A 3,071-nucleotide genomic window follows, 5' to 3' on the forward strand; every position below is an offset into this window, starting at 1 on the left:
CGCGCGGGGCGATGCCCAACGCGGTTAAACGATTGAGAAACCCTTCACGGCGTTGGGTACAGCTCCTGATGGTCCGAACCCTGGCGGGCCCAGCTACGGGAAAATATGGTCTTGGCAATCTTCCGCCATTCATCATCTGGAAAGATGTCAGCCGATTCGTTTTGGCATTGGAAATTCGAGTGTGAACTTAGTTCCTCGGTTGACTTCACTTTGCACGCTGATGCGACCACCGTGGGCTTCGATGATTTTGCGGGCCGTGGGCAATCCCAATCCTGAACCGCCGTCCTTGGTGCTGTAGAACGGTTCGAACATGTGCAGCACCGTGTTATCGTCGACTCCGCGACCGGTGTCGATTAGATCTAGTTTGACCGCCGTTGGCGATGAATAGGTTCTCGCCCAGAACTGCCCGCCAGGCTCCATCGCTTCGAGTGCGTTCTTGACCAAATTCATTAACGCCGCTTGCAACGAATCGCTATGCAAAAGAATCGCGGGAAGATCGGGATCGAGATACTTTTCGATGTCAATGTCGTCCGCGCTCGCTTGCGCCTCATAGGCACGCAGCACCATTTCCATCTGTTCGTTTAAGCTGCCAGGCAACAGGTCAATGTCACTGAGTCGCGTGTAGCTTAAAAAATCCTTCAACAGTGCTTCCATCCGTTCGCACTGACTGCGGACCATGTCGATCCGATCAACGCAGCGGCGAATGATCGGCGAATCAATTTCAGATAGATCTTCGCTGAGCAGTTCAATGTTCATGTGAATCACCGACAGCGGGTTCTTGATCTCGTGCGCCAGTGATCCCGCCAATTCTGCCAGTTCCTCATAACGGACTCGCATCGGATCATCGTCGCGGTCGTCGGCTGAATCGTGAGACATACCAGAGAAGCTTTGGGCAGGAATGCGGTTAACAGGAGCAATCGTTAAGATAGACCAGTAGAGGCTGGCGAAAAACAGTCTGGCATCAAAATCCTTTTGGGGCAGTGGCGTTTGTCATGGAATCCATCAATCCCTACGCACCGACCACATCGACGGCCCAGGTTCTGATTGATCAGCGGTTGCCCAAGTCCAAAGTAACCACGATGGCGATCGCGTCCCGCACGATCACCGGCATCTCGCTTTCGGGCGGTCTTTTTGGCGTCGGTTTGGTGCTGGCAATGTTTATGTCGTGGGGCTTCGAGCCCGGTTTGCTGCTGTACGCCGGAATCGCCTTTGGCTTCGGCCTGGTGATTGCAGGAATCGCCGGTTCCGTGACCGTGGCAATTTTGCTGGGCATCTTCAACCTCAGCCAAATTGCTTCAGACGCCGACGCCCCCGCTGGCAGCCGGTGGACCATCCGCCGCCTCGTTTGCTTTGCCTTACTGTCAGGCGCAATCAGCGGGTTCACATCGCTAGCCATTCCAACACGCGGTGCCCCCGAAGCGTTGATTTGGGCAATCGTCCCCGCAGTCGTCGGAGCAATCGGTGCCTACGTCATGAACCGCCCTTGCTTTAAAACACTAAGGCAGGAAAGACTCGAACGAATCGCCAAAGAATCGCAGCAGCTCGACCCCCTGGCCTTGGAAAGTCCGCCGATTTAACCTTGCATTCTCAGACTTTCAATCGCCCTCTAACTCCAATTCCTAATCCCCTGCCAACATGTCAACTGCGACCGAAAAAGATAGTCAAACTGCGGACCCTTATTTCCAGTCACTCTTTGCCGATCGCATCGGCGGTGCTGACTACGGCAAGGGAACCGAGATCTATAAATTTGAAAAGATCAAACGGGCCAAACGCAAAGCGATGGCGGATTTTCCCGATCGTCATTTGCTGGACTTTGGGATCGGCGAAAATGATGCGATGGCTGACGACAAAGTTCGTCAACTGATGGCAGCCGAAGTCGATAAGGTTGAAAATCGTGGCTACGCGGACAACGGAGTGATCGAATACAAAGAAGCAGCCGCCCGGTTCATGGATCGCAATTTTGGCGTCAAGCTCGACGCCGCGACTCAGGTGAACCACTGCATCGGCAGCAAGCCAGCCTACGCGATGCTGCCAGCCTGTTTCATCAATCCCGGTGACGTGACGTTGATGACCGTGCCGGGCTATCCGGTCGCGGGAACCCACACGCGTTACTACGGCGGTGAAGTGTTTAAGCTACCACTGTTATCCGAAAACAATTTCCTGCCTGACTTGGATGCGGTTCCCGACGACATTTATCGCCGCACCAAAATTTTGGTTTTAAACTATCCCAACTCACCGACCGGCGCGACCGCGACGTCCGAGTTCTTTGAAAAGGTCGTTGCACTGGCGAAAGAGAAAGAGTTTGTCGTCGTGCAAGATGCCGCTCACATCATGCTGACCTTCGACGGAAAGCCGACCAGTTTTCTGGAAACCCCCGGCGCGATGGACGTTGGTGTCGAAGTGCATTCGATGAGCAAGGGTTACGACATGATCGGCTGGCGAATGGGATTCGTGTGCGGTCACGAACGAATTGTCGCAGCGTTTTCAGACGTTAAAGACAACAGCGACAGCGGTCAATTCATCGCCACTCAAAAGGCCGCCGCAGCAGCGCTGGATGATGATTCCATCCCGACTCGCATTCGCGAAAAGTATCTTCGCCGAATGCGAAAACTGGTCGCCGTCCTGAAGGACTGCGGATTCGAATGCGAAGTTCCCGGCGGAACGTATTTCCTGTACGCCAAGTCACCCAGCGGAACCAAGTCCGGCGAAACCTTTGCCGCCGCCGAAGACGCAACGCGTCACCTAATCGAAAACTTCGGCATCGTCACGGTCCCATGGGACGACGCTGGTTCGTTCCTACGTTTCAGCGTCACCTACGTCGCCGAAACCGAAGCCGCCGAAGATGCGCTGATGGAAGAAACCAAGAAGCGATTGGGCGACGCCGGCCTAGTCTGGTAAAACCCGTTTAACCGCGTTGGGCAACGCCTGGCCTGATGAAAATCATTGCAACGCAGCAAATTGGGCAAGCTGCACCATGGCAGACAACACAAACTGCAGCGTTGTAAAGCACGGTGGCAACGGCACATTTCCCTGATCGCCAGCATGTAGGCCGTAGCGAGCCATAGCGAGTC

The 3,071-nt window shown here is 54.6% G+C and carries 3 protein-coding genes; 2 read left to right on the plus strand and 1 reads right to left on the minus strand.

The features are described 5' to 3' along the window. Positions 1-147: 147 nt before the first annotated feature. Positions 148-876, minus strand: coding sequence for a sensor histidine kinase (locus RC85_RS25275; RefSeq protein WP_068267649.1), 729 nt, complete (start codon positions 874-876; stop codon positions 148-150). Positions 877-992: 116 nt separating this feature from the next. Here RC85_RS25275 and RC85_RS25280 point away from each other — a divergent pair, with 116 nt between their 5' ends. Together RC85_RS25280 and RC85_RS25285 are read left to right on the plus strand one after the other, a co-directional pair. Continuing rightward, a complete protein-coding gene (locus RC85_RS25280) occupies positions 993-1,577 on the plus strand; it encodes a hypothetical protein (protein ID WP_068267651.1) in 585 nt (194 codons plus the stop codon). Between the two features lie 58 nt (positions 1,578-1,635). After that, positions 1,636-2,898 (plus strand): LL-diaminopimelate aminotransferase, encoded by a 1,263-nt coding sequence (locus RC85_RS25285; RefSeq protein WP_068267652.1) that lies wholly within the window; start codon positions 1,636-1,638, stop codon positions 2,896-2,898. Positions 2,899-3,071 lie beyond the last annotated feature (173 nt).

Origin of the sequence: Rubripirellula obstinata (assembly GCF_001642955.1) — a bacterium.
Lineage (GTDB): Bacteria > Planctomycetota > Planctomycetia > Pirellulales > Pirellulaceae > Rubripirellula > Rubripirellula obstinata.

What these genes read in the sequence shown, in the direction of transcription:
- RC85_RS25275 (WP_068267649.1), bottom strand. Translation starts at nt 876, where the DNA reads ATGTCTCACGATTCAGCCGACGACCGCGACGATGATCCGATGCGAGTC.
- RC85_RS25280 (WP_068267651.1), top strand. Translation starts at nt 993, where the DNA reads ATGGAATCCATCAATCCCTACGCACCGACCACATCGACGGCCCAGGTT.
- RC85_RS25285 (WP_068267652.1), top strand. Translation starts at nt 1,636, where the DNA reads ATGTCAACTGCGACCGAAAAAGATAGTCAAACTGCGGACCCTTATTTC.